This is a genomic window from Allobosea sp. LjRoot9 (genome assembly GCF_964252745.1).
Classification (GTDB): domain Bacteria; phylum Pseudomonadota; class Alphaproteobacteria; order Rhizobiales; family Beijerinckiaceae; genus Allobosea.
Genome location: NZ_CAXUPC020000004.1, coordinates 434,989 through 451,501, shown reverse-complemented (window position 1 = coordinate 451,501; position 16,513 = coordinate 434,989). Strand labels below are relative to the sequence as shown.

At 64.8% G+C, this 16,513-nt stretch carries 14 protein-coding genes and 1 pseudogene; 6 read left to right on the top strand and 9 right to left on the bottom strand.

All coding sequences use genetic code 11. From position 1 onward, the window contains the following. The first annotated feature begins 134 nt into the window (after window positions 1–134). Window positions 135–1,817 (top strand): methyl-accepting chemotaxis protein, encoded by a 1,683-nt coding sequence (locus ACSQ3P_RS19420; protein ID WP_436167130.1) that lies wholly within the window; start codon window positions 135–137, stop codon window positions 1,815–1,817. Window positions 1,818–1,830: 13 nt separating this feature from the next. Here the strand turns inward: ACSQ3P_RS19420 and ACSQ3P_RS19415 are convergent, their stop codons facing one another. The 9 genes from ACSQ3P_RS19415 to cynS all read right to left on the bottom strand — a co-directional run bounded on the left by ACSQ3P_RS19415 (window position 1,831) and on the right by cynS (window position 10,132). Further along, window positions 1,831–2,610 (bottom strand): ABC transporter permease, encoded by a 780-nt coding sequence (locus ACSQ3P_RS19415; protein WP_436167129.1) that lies wholly within the window; start codon window positions 2,608–2,610, stop codon window positions 1,831–1,833. Next, complete coding sequence (locus ACSQ3P_RS19410; RefSeq protein WP_436167128.1) at window positions 2,607–3,533, bottom strand: ABC transporter ATP-binding protein; 927 nt, start codon at window positions 3,531–3,533, stop codon at window positions 2,607–2,609. Before ACSQ3P_RS19410 ends, ACSQ3P_RS19415 begins: the two co-directional genes overlap by 4 nt. A gap of 333 nt (window positions 3,534–3,866) precedes the next feature. Further along, window positions 3,867–4,364 (bottom strand): hypothetical protein, encoded by a 498-nt coding sequence (locus ACSQ3P_RS19405; protein ID WP_436167127.1) that lies wholly within the window; start codon window positions 4,362–4,364, stop codon window positions 3,867–3,869. Between the two features lie 121 nt (window positions 4,365–4,485). Then, entirely contained in the window at window positions 4,486–5,109 is a 624-nt protein-coding gene (locus ACSQ3P_RS19400) for a hypothetical protein (RefSeq protein WP_436167126.1), read from the bottom strand. A gap of 80 nt (window positions 5,110–5,189) precedes the next feature. Then, complete coding sequence (locus ACSQ3P_RS19395) at window positions 5,190–6,425, bottom strand: FtsX-like permease family protein (RefSeq protein ID WP_436167125.1); 1,236 nt, start codon at window positions 6,423–6,425, stop codon at window positions 5,190–5,192. Next, window positions 6,422–7,153, bottom strand: coding sequence for an ABC transporter ATP-binding protein (locus ACSQ3P_RS19390; protein WP_436167124.1), 732 nt, complete (start codon window positions 7,151–7,153; stop codon window positions 6,422–6,424). Before ACSQ3P_RS19390 ends, ACSQ3P_RS19395 begins: the two co-directional genes overlap by 4 nt. After that, window positions 7,131–7,595 (bottom strand): hypothetical protein, encoded by a 465-nt coding sequence (locus ACSQ3P_RS19385; protein ID WP_436167123.1) that lies wholly within the window; start codon window positions 7,593–7,595, stop codon window positions 7,131–7,133. Before ACSQ3P_RS19385 ends, ACSQ3P_RS19390 begins: the two co-directional genes overlap by 23 nt. A gap of 28 nt (window positions 7,596–7,623) precedes the next feature. Beyond that, a complete protein-coding gene (locus tag ACSQ3P_RS19380; protein WP_436167122.1) occupies window positions 7,624–9,369 on the bottom strand; it encodes an alkaline phosphatase in 1,746 nt (581 codons plus the stop codon). Window positions 9,370–9,643: 274 nt separating this feature from the next. Next, on the bottom strand, window positions 9,644–10,132 hold the full coding sequence (gene cynS, locus ACSQ3P_RS19375) for a cyanase (protein ID WP_436167121.1): 489 nt from the start codon (window positions 10,130–10,132) through the stop codon (window positions 9,644–9,646). Between the two features lie 307 nt (window positions 10,133–10,439). Between cynS and ACSQ3P_RS19370 the strand changes: the two are divergent. The 5 genes and pseudogenes from ACSQ3P_RS19370 to ACSQ3P_RS19350 form a co-directional block, all read left to right on the top strand. Beyond that, a pseudogene (locus tag ACSQ3P_RS19370) lies at window positions 10,440–10,805 on the top strand (EamA family transporter); the annotation flags it as partial. A 258-nt stretch (window positions 10,806–11,063) separates the two neighbouring features. Further along, on the top strand, window positions 11,064–12,068 hold the full coding sequence (locus ACSQ3P_RS19365) for an NAD-dependent epimerase/dehydratase family protein (protein ID WP_436167120.1): 1,005 nt from the start codon (window positions 11,064–11,066) through the stop codon (window positions 12,066–12,068). After that, a complete protein-coding gene (locus ACSQ3P_RS19360) occupies window positions 12,065–13,504 on the top strand; it encodes an aspartate aminotransferase family protein (protein ID WP_436167119.1) in 1,440 nt (479 codons plus the stop codon). The genes ACSQ3P_RS19365 and ACSQ3P_RS19360 overlap by 4 nt, the downstream gene beginning before the upstream one ends. 137 nt (window positions 13,505–13,641) lie before the next feature. Further along, window positions 13,642–14,019 carry a VOC family protein gene (locus ACSQ3P_RS19355; RefSeq protein ID WP_436167118.1) on the top strand — a complete coding sequence of 126 codons (378 nt, stop codon included), beginning with the start codon at window positions 13,642–13,644 and terminating at the stop codon, window positions 14,017–14,019. A 202-nt stretch (window positions 14,020–14,221) separates the two neighbouring features. Beyond that, window positions 14,222–16,351, top strand: coding sequence for an alpha/beta hydrolase domain-containing protein (locus ACSQ3P_RS19350; protein WP_436167117.1), 2,130 nt, complete (start codon window positions 14,222–14,224; stop codon window positions 16,349–16,351). The last annotated feature ends 162 nt before the right edge of the window (window positions 16,352–16,513 follow it).

Sequence of the window (16,513 nt, the reverse complement as noted above, 5' to 3'; positions counted from 1 at the left end):
GCGGCCGGCAATTACGTCGGCTTAGAGCCCCCTCCAGGTTCTGTTAGAGGCTCTTAATCATTCCTCGTCACTATGTGAGGCTCCCGGGTCAGGCTTTGCGCACCGGCCCGATGAACGGGAGACAGCGCCTATGGATGGTCGCCTTGCGCAAGATCGCCAACCAGATTTTCGCAAGCGTGGCCTTGCTGGCGCTGGCGGCGGCGCTCACCATCTTCATCGGCGTCCAAACGCTCAGCCGCTATGCCGCGATGACGGACGAGATGCAGGCGGCCTCGCTCAGGGTCCTGATGGCCGAACGCATGAACGGTCTCGTCAATGCCGTCGTCATGGAAACGCGCGGCATCATCATGAGCCGCGACGCGCAGGACGCCGAGCAATTCGCGCAACCCCTCCTAGCCGAGCTCGCCGATATCCGCCGACTGCTCGCGGACTGGCGCCAGCAGGTGAAACCGGAGGACGAGGCCGCCTTCCGCGAGGTCGCGGTCCAGGTCGAGGCCTTCGTGCTCTTCCGTGAGGAAGCCGTGCGACGGGGCCGCGCATCCGGCCCGGCCGCGGTCAACGAACTCACCAACAACGAAAGCAACCGGGCCAATCGACAGGCCTTGAACGCCGCTCTCAAGCGCCTCGCGGCGCTCAGCGGCGCCGACAGCGCCGCAATCGACAGCAAACTAAACGAGCTCCAGAAGGGCAGCATCCGCACCCAGATCCTGATCGGTACGCTCGTCATCTCGCTTGGCCTTGCCCTCACCCTCATCGTCGTGCGCTGGCGGGTGGCAAAACCGCTGCGCCTCCTCGCCAAGACGATGCAGCGCCTGGCCTGGTCCGAACCCGTCGACACCATTCCCTCGACCGCGCGGCCCGACGAGATCGGCAGCATGGCGCGCGCCGTCGTCGTGTTTCGCGATAATGCCCTGGCGCGAGGTTCGCTCGAAGCCGATGCACGCGCCTCCGAGGCCGCCAGAGCGGGCCGGCAAGCCAGGCGCGAGCAATTGATCGCCGATTTCGACGTCAGGATCGAAGCCGTGCTCGACACGGTGCGCGCCAGCTCCCGTGAGATGGAGGCGACGGCGCGCACGCTCTCGACGGTCGCCACGGACGCAACCGCACAAGCCGGCGGCGCCCGCAGCGCCTCGCTCGATGCTTCCGACAGCGTCCGCGCCGTCGCCGCGGCCTCAGAGGAGCTCTCGGCCTCGATCGCGGAAATCGCCGAGCGCGTCGGCAAGGCCAACAGCGTCGTTACCAACGCGGCGCAGGACGCTGAAGCCGCGAGCACCAATGTCGCCAATTTGGCGCAGGCAGCGAGCAACATCGCCAAGGTGGTCGGGCTGATCCGCGACATCGCCGCCCAGACCAATCTGCTCGCACTCAACGCCACCATCGAGGCCGCCCGCGCCGGCGAAGCGGGACGCGGCTTCAGCGTCGTGGCCGGAGAGGTCAAGCTGCTGGCGAGCCGGACCGCGCAGGCGACGGATGAGATCGCGGCCCAGATCGGCGCCTTCGAGCGCGAGACGCAGGACGCTGTCGTCAGCATCGAGACGATCGCGGCCGTCATGAGCGAAGTCGCGCAGCATACCATCGCCATCGCCGGCGCCACCGCCCAGCAGCGGATCGCGACCTCCGAGATCGCCAATAGCGCCCAGGCCACGGCCGGCAGTACGGCGAACGTCGCCAACCAGATGGAGCATGTCACCGCGGCGTCCGAATCGGCGACGGCTTCGGCGAGCCAGGTTCTGGTCACGGCCGAGAAGCTGGCTCGCGAGGCGCAGGATCTGCGCGGCGCGGTCGAGACCTTCTTCAGGGATGTGCGGGCGGCCTGATGCTGGAGAGGCCTCAGTTCTTCAGGCGATAGCCGGTGCGGAAGATCCAGCCGACGACGGCGATACAGGCCGCGAGGAAGACCAGCGTCATCCCCAGGCTGACGCCGAGGCCGACATCGGCAACGCCATAGAAGCTCCAGCGGAAGCCGCTGATCAGGTAGACGACCGGGTTGAACAGCGCGACCGTGCGCCAGAAGCCCGGCAGCATGTCGATCGAATAGAACGAGCCGCCGAGGAATGTCAGCGGCGTCACGATCAGAAGCGGCACCACCTGCAAGCGTTCGAAACCATCGGCCCAGATGCCGATGATGAAGCCGAACAGGCTGAAAGTGGTCGCAGTCAGCGCCAGGAAAAGCAGCATGAAGAACGGATGCTCAATCCTGATCTCGGGCACGAAGAAAGAGGCCGTCAGCAGGATGATCAGCCCGAGCAGGATCGACTTCGTCGCGGCTGCTCCGACATAGGCGATCACGGCTTCCCACCAGGCGACCGGGGCCGAGAGCAGTTCGTAGATCGTGCCGGTGAATTTCGGGAAATAGATCGCGAAAGAGGCGTTGGCGATGCTCTGCGTCAGCAGCGAGAGCATGATCAGCCCAGGCACGATGAAGGCGCCGTAAGGCACGCCGCCGATCACCGGCATATGCGAGCCGATCGCTCCACCGAAGACGATGAAATAGAGCGAGGTCGAGATCACCGGCGAGACGATGCTCTGCAGCGGCGTGCGCCAGGTCCGCGCCATCTCGAACAGATAGATCGCGCGGATGGCATGCCAGTTGACGATTGCCGCGGTCATCGACGGTCCCTCACCAGGCTGACGAAGATGTCTTCGAGCGAACTCTGGCTGGTGCGCAGGTCCTTGAAGCGGATGCTCGCCTGGCTGAGGTCCTGCAGCAGCGCTGTGATTCCCGTGCGCTCGGCCTTGGTGTCGTAGGTGTAGACGAGCTCGTTGCCCTCAGCCTCCAGCGCCAGGTCGTAGCTCGCCAGCGCAGGCGGCACGGCAGCCAGCGGCTCCTGTAGGGACAGGGTCAATTGCTTGCGCCCGAGCTTGCGCATCAGCTCGGCTTTTTCCTCGACGAGGATGATCTCGCCCTTGCTGATGACGCCGATCCGGTCGGCCATCTCCTCGGCCTCTTCGATGTAATGCGTCGTCAGGATGATGGTGACGCCGCGCTCCTGGAGCCCGCGCACGAGCTTCCACATATCCTGGCGCAGCTCGACATCGACGCCCGCCGTCGGTTCGTCCAAGAACAGGATCTGCGGCTCATGCGCGAGCGCCTTGGCGATCAGCACGCGCCGCTTCATCCCGCCTGACAGCATCCGGATCTGCGTGTCGCGCTTGTCCCAGAGCGTGAGGTCCTTCAGCACCTGCTCGACCAAAGCCGGATCCCTGCGCTTGCCGAACAGGCCCCGGCTGAAGTTGACTGTGCTCCAGACGGTCTCGAAAGCGTCCGTCGTCAGCTCCTGCGGCACGAGGCCGATCTTGGCGCGCGCGGCGCGATAATCGGTGACGATGTCGTGCCCGTCGGCCAGCACCTGCCCGCTGCTGGGGTTGACCAGCCCGCAGATGATGCTGATCAGCGTGGTCTTGCCGGCGCCGTTGGGCCCGAGCAACGCGAAGATCTCGCCGCGCCGGATCGACAGGTCGACGCCCTTGAGCGCGCTGAAGCCCGATTTGTAGGTCTTCGACAGGTTGGTAACGGAAATGATCGGCTGCATGGGCGGCATATAAGCGAGATCACGGCATGTTGCGATGCTGCGGGCATGCGCGCCGCGCGTAACCGGGAAAGCATGTGCGCCTGACGGGCTCTGTCAGCAGCCCGGCATGGCAATGGCCGGAACGAGGCCCGGCCATTGCCAATGTTAAGCGAAGCGGTCTCGCGCCTCAGCGCATGAAGAACCAGAGCAGGATGATCAGCGGAATCGGCACCCCAAGGAGCCACAAAGCAATCGAACGCATTGAAAAACCTCATTCGAACAAACCATGCTGGGGCAACGCCCCCATGGCGCGAAAGGTTCCTCAATCGCGGGAAAGGCCCTCGGAAGGGTCCGCTATTTGAAGCTGATGCCCTCGATCAGCTTCGACATGGCAGCGTCATGGGTCTTGTCGCCTTCCGGTGAGGCCCAATAGGTCATCAGGATGATCTTGCCGCTCGCCACATTCGGATTGATCGCGACATAGCGGATGATCGAGGGGCCGTCCTTGTTGGTTGCAGCGAGTTCGCTAAAGGACCACGCTCGGCCGTTGATCTCGGACTTCTTGGTCTCGGACGCGCCGGTGACCGTGACGCCCTCCTTCTGGAAATAGCGGTCATGCTCCTTTTGAACGCTGTCCATCTCGCCGGGTGCGATCAGCTCGAACCAGAGATAGACCTCCTCGTCGGGCGTCTTGATCTCGAGCCCGCGCGCGATCGTCTTGCCCGACCATTCCTCGGGGATCGTCACGGTCGCGACGGGGTCGGCCGCGGTAAGGGTGAGCTGACCCGCCAGGGCCGGCATGGCGGCCATCACAGCGGCCACGGTGAAAGCCCGGATCATGTTCAACAACATCGCTATCTCCCCAGCGCCTAGAGCCGGCCGATCTTGGCAGGCTGAAATCGGCAAGCCGTTCAGGCTCGGCCACGGCACGTTGCCCTTGGGACAGGAGACTGGCAATCGGCCTGACACAGTTTCAGGCGAACGCAGTGACGCTGGGATGCCAGCTCGGTTGATAGCCGTTCATCAGCGCGCTCAGCGTCGCAGGCGGCGTCAAGACAGAGACCGCGCCAGTTGGACGAGGCCAGCGCGCGATATAGCCCGCCGGTGACCAGAGCAGTCCGGCATCGCCTCGGAGAGCCAGAAATCCCGCTTCACTCGCGAGCATTGCACCATCGGGTAATGCGCCTGCCTCCAGCTGGTGCAGGCGCTTCACACGGCCGATGCGCCGCTCCGCATCGAGCCTGCGGTCGATAGCCGGAAAGAGCGGCGTTTCGCTCAAGCCGAGCCCGCTCACCAATGCCGCGCGATAGTGCAGCGCATCCGCGCGACGGCATTCCATGCAGGGCCGATGGCCGGCGGCGAGCGCCGTCACCTCGTCGCAGAAGAACAGCTCGGTATAGCCCTGCCCCCAGACCTTCCGGCTGCGGCCCTTGAAGGAGAGTACGCAGCAGAGCCATTGGCGGTTGGCATAAAGCCGCGTCGGCACGGCGTACGACCGCGGGTCATGGAAACGCCCGCCGCGATTGCCATAAAACAGGCCACGCGCCGGATCGGCGAAGAGGCTGCCATCGGGGCTGACGCGATTGGGGAGAGGCATGCTGCGCACCAGGCTCGGGTTCGGTGCGAGCTTAGGCGCCTCAATGTCAGATCGCGACAGCAGCGTATGGGCAAACCAGCTCAGTCTCGCAAACCGGCGACCGCCGGAGCGCGATAGGACATCAGCGCCGGCACCAGCGTGATCGCGCTGCCGACGAGAAGCAGCGCCGCGACGAAGGCGATCTCCTGGCTCTCGATCGCGAAGACGAGCCGCAGCCCGGTCTGCCCGGCGATGACGCCCGACAGCGCTGTCGTCAGCACCGCGCCGGCCAGCAGGCCCGCGACGCAGCCCGCGCCGATCAGCCCGGCCATGCCCAGCCAGACGACCAGCAGGACATAGCCGCGCGGCGCCCCCAGCGCCCTCAGGATCGCATAGCGCCGCCGCCGCAGGCCCGCGACCGCGACCAGCAACAGCAGGACCGCCGCCAGGATCAGCAGCGCATTGAGGAAGGAGGCGGCGACCAGGACGCTGCGGACATCACCGAGCGCGCGGTAGAGCGTGACCAGCACCTCGGCGGGAAAGAACGCCATCGTGCCGCCCTGGCGATATTGCGCCCGCAAGGCATAGGCGCCGGCGACGCTGCGCGGCTTGACGACAAGGGCCGGCACGCCGGGGATCCGCGGCCCGTCGAAGGGCAGCCCGATCCGCCCGTCATCCACGGCGTGGCCATTGGCAAGGCCGTGGATCTCCCAGACGCTCTCGACCGGCACCAGGATCGCCCTGTCCCAGGGCGAGCCGAGGCGCGGCAAGCGCCCGACCGCGACATAGTCATGACCGGCATGGCGATGCCCGGCCTCGTCCTCATGCGCCACGCCCGGACGCGCGGTTGCGCCGAAGACGCCATGCGACGGCGCGATCCTGTCGCCGAGGCCATAGCTGACATCGGCCCCCAGCACCGCCTCGCCCTCCCTCGCGAAGAGCCGGCCCTGCGACGGCGCGAGCCGCCCCCAGCGGCCGGCAAAGGCCGCCGTGGTGCCCACGATCACATAGCCCTTGCTGACGTCACCGAAGGCGATGGGCGCGACGGCGGCGACACGCTCATCCTGTGCCAGCGCGTTGAGCAAGCGCCCGTCCATCAGCGGCACCGCGTCCGGCTGGAGATAGACCGCCGACATCAGCAATTGCGTCTGGCTACCCGGCGCGCCGATCAGCAGGTCGAAATCCTCGGCCGCGGCAGCCGAACTGCGTCGCAAGGCCCGCTCCTGCGCCCCGATCGCCACCCCGACAGCGACCGCAAGCGCCACCAGAACGATGATCGCCAGCGCCGTCCAGCGCAGGGCCCGGATATCGGCCCAGACCATCGGAAACGGGTTCATGCCGCGCTCTCGACCGGCACGATGGGCGCTGCCGCAAGCTCGATGCACCGGTCCATCCGCGCCAGCAGCGCCGTGTCATGCGAGGCGCAGATCAGGGTGGCGCCGGTTTCGGTCGCGACCTCAACCAGGAGCGCTCCGACCTCGGCGGCATGGGCAGCGTCGAGGCTGGCCGTTGGCTCGTCAGCGAGGATCAACGCGGGCTGCAGCAAAACCGCGCGCGCGATCGCCACGCGCTGCTGTTCGCCGCGCGACAGCACGCCCGCCTTGCGCCGAAGATCGGTCAGCCCCATCCGGGCGGCGAGCATCGCTGCCCGCTCATGCTCGGCCGGTCCGATCCGCCACTGCGAGAAGGTCAGTGGCAAGGTGATGTTCGCCGCGACGTCGAGCTCGGGGATCAGGTGAAAATCCTGGAAGACGAAGCCCAGCGTCGCCTGGCGCCAACGGTCGCGGGCGCCGACCGGCAGGTCCGAGACGACCATATCGCCCCAGCTGACCGAACCGGCATCGGGCCGGATCAGCCCGGCAACGAGATGCAGGAGCGAGGTCTTGCCCGAGCCCGAGGCGCCGCGCAGCCCCACCCGCGCGCCGGCTGGAATCGTCAGACCCGCGAGATCGAGCACTCGGAACGGCCGGCCATCGCCGCCGCGATGGTCGAGTCTGACCCCGGTCAGCTGCAGCACCCGCGCCGCAGCCGCGGGCCGCCGGTCAAGCGACGTGAAAGCTGGCATCGACGAGCCTGATCTGGCTGACGAAGCCGGTCTCGGCATCGATCGCGGAACCGATTTCGAGACGGCCGGAAACCGCGACCTTCTGCCCGGCGCTGACCATCGGCGTCACCGCCTTCATGAAGACCACGACGATATCGACCGGCCAGTCGGCATCGGACTGGCAGAACGGGCAGATCGCCAGGGGCTCCCGCGTCAGCACGAAGAAATGGCTTTCGGGCTTCAGCGGCGGCGCCATGTAACCGAGCATGCGCACCTCCTGCCCGCGCAGGCTCGTGGCGCGATCCGAGAACTGGAAGCCGAGCACGCCGAAGGATTTGTAGAGCCCGTCGAAGCTGATCGTCGCCGCCGCGTCCGCGAAAGCGGCTTCGCAAAACGCGAGCGCCGCGAGCCCCTGCAGGAGCCCGCGACGGGATAGTCTTGCGAGGAGGATCGGTTGCTGCACGGACCATTCGCCTCGGATCAGGACAGGTTCACTCGCCGCCCAGCGCCAGCGCCTCCGCCATCACGCGGAAGACATAGGTGTTGGGCTTGTGGCCGCGGAATTTCTCGGCGCCCGGGCCCATCGCGGTCAAGATGCCGTCATCGCCCGAATGCACGCCCGAATTCGCGTCGAAGGGCAGGTTGCCGGCTTTGCGCGTCGCCAGCGGTCCGGTGCAATCGGCTTCGTTGGCGACATTGGTCTTGCCGTCGGCGCTCTTCACCGCCGGAACGCGCTCGCCATCCATGAAGGGGCGACCGGTATCGCAGGTGTCGGGATAGGTGCCGAAGACCACAGCGAGACGGCGCGAGGTGTTGACGTTGGTCGGATAGCCATCGGCGTCGAGCGGACCGTAATTCGGCGCCTTGGAGTCGGCATAGGTGCCAAGCTTGTCGCGCAGGAGCTGTCCCGGACGCTCGTCGTCATAGGTGCCGACGAGCGAGACCGCATGGGTATGATCCGGCACGACGATGATCAGCGTGTCGTTGCGCTCACCGGCAAAATCCTTGGCGATCTTGACGGCATTATCGAGCATGATCGTGTCGAACACGGCCCGCTCCCAATCCAGCGAGTGGCTGTACTTGTCGATGCGGCCGGACTCGACCATCAGGAAGAAGCCGTCCTCATTGCCCTTCAGCATGTCGATCGCGGCCTTGGTCTGCTCGGCGACGTCGGGCTGGTCGGGGAACTTGGCGGTGCTGCCCTTCTTGGCGAGGCGCAGATCGAAGGCGCCGTCGACATTGCTGGTGTTGTAGAGGCCGAGCAGCTTCTTGGTGCCGGCAGCGGCTGCCGCATTCATCTCGGTCTTGGTCGTGGCGATCGTGTAGCCGGCCGCCTTGAACTGGGCGATGAAGTCGAGATCGTCGGTGCGCTTGGAGCCCGGCGTCGTCTTGGGCAGGAAGTTCGGCGATCCGCCGCCCATGATCACGTCGGGCTTCACATCGTAGAACATCTTGACGATGTCGTTGTAATCCGAGCGTCGGCGGGTATGGGCGACCATGGCGGCGGGCGTCGCATCCTCGATCTCGGCATTGGTGACGACGCCAATCGTCATCTTGTTGCGGCGCTTGATCACTTCCGAGATGGTCTCGACCTTGGGATGGTCCAGCGTCAGCGCGTTCTTGGCGCAGTAGACGCCGAGCGCGTTGACGCAGGACTTGTGGCCGGTGGTGTAGGCATGGGCGCTGTTGGCGCTGTCGGTGACGATGGAATCGCTGCCCGAGGTCGAGATCAGCGCCATGTTCGGCATGTCGTCGATGGCGAGCTCGCCATTGAAGCGGCCCTCTTCCCAGCCCTTGGACATGATCCGCGCGGCGGTGCGATGCGCCACCGACATGCCGTCGCCGATGAACAGGATGACGTTCTTGGCCCGGCGCGGCTGGGCCGTCGCGAAGACCTCCCATTTCACCGTCGCCTTGTTCGCCCCTTGCGTCGCCTCGACGACGTAGTTGCCGGCCGGCAGCGTCGCGCCACGCAGCCACAGCGCCGAATGCTTCTGGCCTTCCTCGTTCTGGACGAAGCTCGTCGGCTTGCCGAAGATATCGGCGGCGGGCTTGCCGTTGATCGTGACCTTCACATCGGCCGAGGTCGGCGCGTTCGGGAACTCGACCTTGAAATCGAAGCGCGAGCCCTCGAGGATCTCAGCCCGGTTGATCGGATAGATCGTCTGAGACAGCGCGGGAGTGGCCCCGGCAAGCCCTGTCGCCAGGATCGTCATCAGCCATTTTTGCGCGCGCATGCCCGTCTCCGCTCGAACCCGTTCGATATCTGCCGGCGACCGTTAGGAAGTGCATGTGACAATACGATTACTACATGCGCTTTCATGATGTTAGATATGTTATACTATAACAATATTCGCACACTCCCAAACGCCATCCCCTGCTGCGCCTAACCAGCCACGACACTGTCGAACCGGCTATAGCGACGTCGCGCACCAGTCGAAGAAATCGCGACGCACAGCTTGCGACCCGAGCAACACTCTTTGCGGCTGCCCGACGCCATGGACCGGCAGGCTACGCTTCCTTGAAACCGTAATCGGGAATGCCCTGCTCGTTGCCGTAATATTTATACGGCAGGAACTTGCCCGACATCGCGATCTTGACGCGGTCGCCTTTCGGGTTCGGCTCACGCTCGAACTCGATGTTGAAGTCGATCGCCGACATGATGCCGTCGCCGAACTCCTCTTCGATCAGCGCCTTCCAGGCCGGGCCGTTGACCATCACCATCTCGTAGAAGCGATAGATCAGCGGGTCGGTCGGTGGCATCGGCGTGCCGGTGCCGCGATAGGGCACCTCGTTGAGCATCCGCTTCTCGTTCTCGGTGAGGCCGAACAGGGTCGCAGCCCTCTCCGCCAAGGGCTTGACCAGCTTCATCTGGCCTAGGAGCGCGCCGACGATCAGCACCTCCGACATGCCGCCGATTTCCCCGGTAATGTATTTCCAGCTCCAGCCCTTCTCGCGCTTGATGTCGAGGATCTTCTCGGTGAGTTCTTCGCGCTTCATGGTCTGGATTCTCCTTGGAGATGTCATCGTTGAAATGTCGATCGAGCCAGCTTCAGGCGGTCTTGGTCATGCGGCGAGCGGCGTCGAACGGATCGACGAACCGAGGCCTGGGTAGCAAGCCGCGGGCCAAGAGCCTGCACTCGCCCGAGTACCGGCTGCGGCACGAAGTGAAGTCGTTCCGACTTTATGAGATTCCGGCAGGATCATCTTAACGTTACGCGGAAGTAAGGACCGCAACGTAAGGTATTTGAAGTAATTTCCGTATCATCCAGAGGTCCACCGACCACGCGGAAAACCTGATCGCCCGATGAACTCTTATATTCCCCTGATCCTGTTCACGGTGCTGACCAACGCCGCCGCCCAGCTCATGCTCAAGCGTGGCATGACCGGCCTGGGCCAGCTCGACCCCGGCCATGACGGGCTGATCGCCACGGTCCTGCGCGTCGTCTTCAACCCTTTCGTCTTCTTCGGCCTATGCACCTTCGTGGTCAGCATGGCCTCGCATCTCGTCGTGCTGTCGAAGGTTCAGATCAGCTACGCCTATCCGTTCCTGAGCCTCGCTTACGTCGTGGTCGCGGTTTACGCCCATTTCTTCTTCCAGGAGGATCTGAGCCCTGTCCGCATCGCCGGCATCGGACTGATCATGCTGGGCACCATCTTCATCGCACAGAGCTGAGGGACCGACATGGATCTGATCGTACGCCTCTTCCTTCGTCTCGGCATGCTGCTGGAGCCGAAACCCGTGCTCCGGCCGGTCCCGGTGCCGGTCCGCACCCCGCCGCGCCTGCCGCGCCTGCCGCGCTGACCTTAGAGCGATTTTCGATCCAGCTGGATCGCTCAATTTCTCTAAGCCATTGTTTTAACGAATTTTCTCTACGCGAACCGGTATCAGCTTCGCTCGAAAATGCTTTAGGCCGGAAGACCTGAACCCATGAAACATATCATCATCGGCGGAGACGGTTTCGTCGGCTCGCATCTGGCGGCGGATCTCGCGGCCATGGGCGAGGAGGTGCTGGTCGCCGACATCGTCAAGAGCGGCCATGCGCACTACGCCAAGGTGCCGTTCCAGCAGATCGATGTGACCAGCGCCGAGAGCGTGAACGCCATCCCGCTCGCCAAGGACGACCTCGTCTACAACCTCTCGGCCAAGATGCTTTCGCCAATCGTGACCCGCAAGGAGCGTCACGATTTCTTCTGGCCGGTGAACTATCATGGCACCGCCAATATCCTGGCCTGGATGGAGAAGAACGGCGCCAACAAGCTCGTCCACTTCACCACGGATATGATCTACGGCCATTCCGTCACCGTGCCGCAGGACGAGACCCATCCCGCCAAGCCACTCGGCGAATATGGCGAGAGCAAGCTCGCCACCGAGACGCTGGCACAGAGCTATCGCGAAAAAGGCTTCCAGATCCCGATCTTCCGGCCGCGCCTGATCATCGGGCCGGGCCGGCTCGGCATCCTGGTCAAGCTGTTTACGCTGATCGACATGAACCTGCCGGTGCCGATGATCGGCTCGGGTAAAAACGCCTATCAGTTCATCTCGGTGTTCGACTGCGCCAGCGCTTGCGTCGCCGCCTGGAAGGCCGGCTTCCCCAACAGCGCCTATAATCTCGGCTCGGACGATCCGCCGCCGGTGAAGAAGCTGCTCGGCGATCTGATCACGCATGCCGGCTCGAAATCGATCCTGCTGCCGACGCCGGCGCGGTTGGTCAAGCTGACGCTGAACACGCTCGACTGGATCAACCTGCCGATCATGGACCCGGAGCAGTACATGATCGCCGACGAGATCTGCATCCTCGACACCTCCAAGGCCAAGCGCGAGCTCGGCTGGATGCCCAAACACCGCGACGAGGATATGCTGCTCGCCGCCTATACCGAATACCGCAAGAGCAAAGACATCCGGAATCAGGCGCAGAGGAGCTTCGCAGCATGAGCATGCCCGCTTTCAAGACCGACGCTGCGCCTGCTCGCCCGAAGCTCTACAGCGTCGAGGAGGCCAAGCAACTCGACGCCACGACCGTGCGCGAACTCTTCACCGCCCATGTCAATCCCGGTCAGGTGCATTTCCTGAAACTGCTCGGCTTCGACAAGATCATCGTCGATCGCGCCCAGGGCATGCATTACATCACCCGCGACGGCCGCAAGATCCTCGATTTCTTCGGCGGCTTCTGCTCGGTCGCCTTCGGCCACAATCATCCGCGCATCGTCGCGGCGCGGCAGAAATTCCAGGACGAGAACCGCCATGAGATCTGCATGGCCTTCATGTCGCAATACGCCTCGGCACTCGCTGCCAACCTCGCCACGATCGCACCCGGCGACCTCGACATGGTCTTCCTCGGCTCGACCGGCTCGGAGGCGATGGAGGCCGCGCTGAAAGTCGCCGAACAGGCGCAGGGACCGGCGCGCTCGAAAATCCTGCACGCGGCGAACTCCTTCCACGGCAAGACCAAGGGCGTGCTCTCGGTCACGGATTCCACGCTGTACCAGTCGCAGTTCAAGCTGGTCGAGAACCGGGTCAAGGTGCCCTTCGGCGATATCGAAGCCGTGCGCCAGGCCCTGGAAAGCGATCCCGCGATCGGCATCGTCGTGATGGAGACGATCCAGGGCGGCGGCGGCATCGTCGAGGCGCCGGAGGGTTTCTGGCGCGAATTGCGTGCGCTCTGCGACAAGCATGGCGTGCTCTGGGTCGCCGACGAGGTCCAGTGCGGTCTCGGCCGCACCGGCCAGTTCTTCGCCTTCGAGCGCGACGGCGTGATGCCGGACGTGACCGCACTCGCCAAGGCGCTTGGCGGCTCCAAGGCGGCGATGGGCGCGATGATCGCCCGCCGCGAGATCTACATGAAGGCCTATGGCAAACCCAAGACCGCGCTGATCCATGCCCAGGCGACGTTCGGCGGCATGGGCGAGGCCTGCATCTCGGCGATCGAGGCGCTGAACGTGCTCTATGAGGAAGACCTCATGGGCAACGCCCAGCGCCAGGGCGACTATCTCATCGAGAAGCTCAACGGCCTGCGCGCGAAACATCCGAGCCTGCTCAAGGAGATCCGCGGGCGCGGCCTGATGATCGGCATCGAGTTCAACGACATCAGCGAGACCATGCCGTTTGGCCTCAAGCACATGGTCGCATTGCTCGACGACAAGCTGAAAGGCTCGCTCTGCGGCTTCATCGGCGCACTGCTGCTGAAGGACTACGATATGCTCGTCGCCTTCACCGAGTACAACCGCAACGTCATCCGCCTGGAGCCGCCGCTGATCGTCACCCGCGAGCAATGCGACGAATTCATCGCGGCGCTCGACGATTTGCTCTCGCGCGGCATCACCAAGATCGTCACCGACTATCTGCGCAAGGTCGCGGTGGCGAAGGGCTGAGGCCAGCCGTCACGCAATGTCTGAAAGGGCCGGTTCGCCGGCCCTTTTCTTTTCGCCGGGAAACCACTGACATGCGCTGACGGAAGCTTGAGGCAAGGACTACCGAAACCAAGGATTACCGAAACAGGGAGCGCTTCATGCTCGGCCATCTCTCCTTCGGCGTCCGCGATCTCAGCACCGCCATCGCCTTCTATGATGCGGCGCTTGGGCCGCTCGGGCTTATCCGCGTCTGGACAGCTCCGGATGGCGCCGGTTATGGCCCGCCGGGCGGCGGCGACCTGCTGGCGCTGAAACTGCGGCCGCAAGCCTTCCCGCCCGGGCCGGGTTTCCACCTCGCCTTCAATGCGCCAACGCGCATCGCAGTGGATGCCTTCCACGCTGCGGCGCTTTCGGCTGGCGGGCGCGACAATGGCGCGCCCGGCCTGCGCCTGCATTATGGGCCAAGCTACTACGCCGCCTTCGTCATCGCTCCTGAAGGCTGGAATCTCGAGGCTGTCTGTCAGGCGACGAGCTGAGGCCGGGATCGTGTCCCGAAGGCCCCATCTGCGGAGATCTTGGAGCATCGGCCCGAAAAGCGGGAACCGATTTCCGGGACGAGCCGATGCGAGGTCAAAGCCCTACGGCATCAGGGTATTTGCGGTGCGGCCAATGCGCTCCTAACCTTCGGACTTCGACCGATCCGGCTGAACCAGGATCGGCATCCCGGAGGAAGTCGAGATGAACCGTCGCTCTATCGCGGCAGCCATGCTGGTTGCCTGCACGCTTTCAGCCCCGCAACCGGCAAAGGCCAAGATAACCCGCATCGAGATCGCCAAGACCGAACCTGCCTTCGGTGGCCAATCCTTCGGCGCCGTCGGCACCTATGAGCGCATCACCGGCAAAGCCTTCGGCGAGGTCGATCCGAAGAACCCGGCCAATGCCCGCATCCAGGACCTCGCGCTTGCCCCGCGCAATGCCCGTGGCATGGTCGAATACACGACCGACATCGACATCCTCAGGCCGAAGGACGAGAGCAAGGGCAACAACATCCTGCTCTTCAACATCCTAAACCGCGGCAATAAGGGCCTGCTCCAGCCTTTCAATCTCGACACCGGCACGGTCGCCGAGATGAACGCGCTCGCCAAGCCCGGCGACGGCTACCTCCAGCGACAGGGCTACAGCATGGTCTGGTTCGGCTGGCAGGCCGATCTGCTGCCCGGCAACAACCGCCTGACCATGCAGGTGCCTGCAGCGAGGAACCCGGACGGCTCGCCCATCACTGGCCTCGTCCGCGCCGAATTCGTGGTGATGGAGGCTGCCAAGACCCAGAACCTGTCGAGCGGCTGGTTCACCGGAATGACGCATGATTCCTATCCGGCGGTCAGCACCGACAACCGCACGCCCTTGCCCGACGGCTTCCTGCCGACGCTGACGGTGCGCGCCCGCGAGAATGCACCGCGCGTGCCCCTGCCCAACAGCGAATGGAGCTTCGGCAGTTGCGCCGCGGACGGAACGGTCAAGCCCGACGCCAAGGCTATCTGCCTGCCCGCCGGTTTCCAGCCCGGGCGTCTCTACGAGCTGATCTACCGCGCCAAGGATCCGACCGTGCTCGGCCTCGGCTACGCTGCCGCACGCGACCTCGCCGTCTTCCTGCGCGATGCCAGGGCCGACGAGGCCGGCACGCTCAACCCGATCAGCCGGCGCGGCCAGAAGGCGATGGTGATGGGCACCTCGCAATCGGGCCGCTTCATCCGCTCCTTCCTGCAGCTCGGCTTCAACCGGGACGAGGCCGGCCGGAAGGCCTATGATGCGGCGCTGCCGCATATCGGCGGCGGGCTGATGCCGCTCTCGCTACGCTTCGCCCAACCGGGCCGCGCCTGGGGCCAGCAGATCGACCATCTCTATCCGGCCTATGATTTCCCGTTCAACTACGCCCGCGTGCAGGATCCGCTGACCGGGCGGCGGCAGGGCATTCTCGACCGCTGCCGCAGGGACGGCACCTGCCCGCTGATCTTCCATGCCGCGACGGCGCTGGAGATATGGGAGGCGCGCCAGTCGCTCGGCCTGACCGATCCGCTGGGCCTGCGCGACATTCCCGATCCGGCCAATGTCCGCACCTACATCATGGCCTCGACCCAGCACAGCCCGACGCCCCTGCCACTGCCGACGGCTGCGCCGTTCGGCCAATGCCAGCAGCAGGCCAACCCCAACCCGCATAACTGGACGATGCGCGCCTTGCTCACCGCGCTGACAGGCTGGGTCCGGGATGGCACCGCTCCACCGCCTTCCGCCGTGCCGCGCATCGCCGACGGCACGCTGGTGACGCCGGATCTCGTCCGCTTCCCGGCGATCCCCGCCAACAGCTATGGCAATGTCGTGCGCCCGGCCCTGCGCTATCTCGGCGCGACCAACCCGCTGCATCCGCTCGATTTCGGCAAGGGCTACAACGCCGCCGACGGCATGGGCGTCATCAGCGTGGAACCACCGCGAACGAAGGCCGGCAGCTATGGCGTGCTGGTGCCGCAGGTCGACGCCGATGGCATCGATCTCGCCGGCATCAACAATGTCGTCACCGCCGTGCCAATCGGCACCTATACCGGCTGGAACCTGTTCCGGAAGGACCGCTTCGAGGACGGCTTCTGCATCTTCCAGGGCAGCTTCGTGCCCTTCGCCCGCACCAGGCAGGAGCGCCTCGATACCGGCGACCCGCGCCTCTCGATCGAAGAGCGCTACCCGACACCGCAGGCCTATGCCGAAACGGTGAAGGCGGCAGCCGATGCGCTGGTGGCGAAGCGTTATCTCCTGCCGGAGGACGCAGCCTTGCTGACGGAAAAGGCGCGCAGCGAAGGCATCCGGCTCGCCCCGTAGAGCAGGATGCGAAAAAGTGGGCACCGGTTTTTCGCATTGATCCTGCTCTCACTCTTGGATGAGAGACGGATTCAGATTTCAGATCGGATCACTCTGTGATCCGATCTGAAATCATCCGGCTCTCGAGCAGGATGCGAAAAAGTGGGCACCGGTTTTTCGTAT